Here is a 680-nt window from a genome sequence, read left to right as displayed (position 1 = left end):
TATTATTTATAGATTCTCTGTGGTAGCAGATGATTTTTATCGAGAATAAAGTCATCAATGAAGTTTTTGATCATTGGTCTAAATAATTTCTTCTGCCAACGATATACATTTTCAAAGATCCGCTCAAACTGGTTCTTTTGTATCTCCACGTAGGCCATCAAGGCTGAAAAAATATGATTCAAAATCAGTTTAGACCGTCTTACTTGAAACTTTTCAATATGACAAACCTGTTTAATCACTCGGTGATATTGTTCTATTTTCCAATGACTTGAATGTAATTCATGAAAACCCTCAAAGGACAATAAATCATCTTCATCTTGATACACAATATAAAACCTCTGCTGTTCTTTTAACTGAGTCTTAAATAATTGTACAAAGCCAAAATCTTTGAGCCAGACCACTTGACCCTGATGGAAATTCGGCAATAAACGCAGTTGAAACCATTGTCCTTTTTCTGGGGAAACCTTACGGTTACAGTCGATACCAAACATAAATCGAATACCATGTTTTCTTATGGTTTTTAGATTTCCAGTCGATGAATACCAACTATCACCTGTAATAAATTGAATCTTTGCACCCCAACTGAGTACTTCACTTAACATATCCATAAAGTAATCATTCTTGGTTTTACCCTCAGATTTGTCATAAATTCGGAAATTAATTGGAATATTTTGACCATT

1 protein-coding gene is annotated in these 680 nt (G+C 33.4%); it reads right to left on the bottom strand.

Annotated elements, in window-relative coordinates; all coding sequences use genetic code 11:
- Window positions 1–2: 2 nt before the first annotated feature.
- The coding region (locus tag Aba26S_RS21005) for a transposase (RefSeq protein WP_043975215.1) at window positions 3–680 on the bottom strand (678 nt) is incomplete at its 5' end.

It is taken from the genome of Acinetobacter sp. NBRC 110496, from assembly GCF_000876115.1.
Lineage (GTDB): Bacteria > Pseudomonadota > Gammaproteobacteria > Pseudomonadales > Moraxellaceae > Acinetobacter.
Note: the sequence above shows the minus strand (reverse complement) of the source record. Positions and strands in the feature narration are given on the sequence as shown.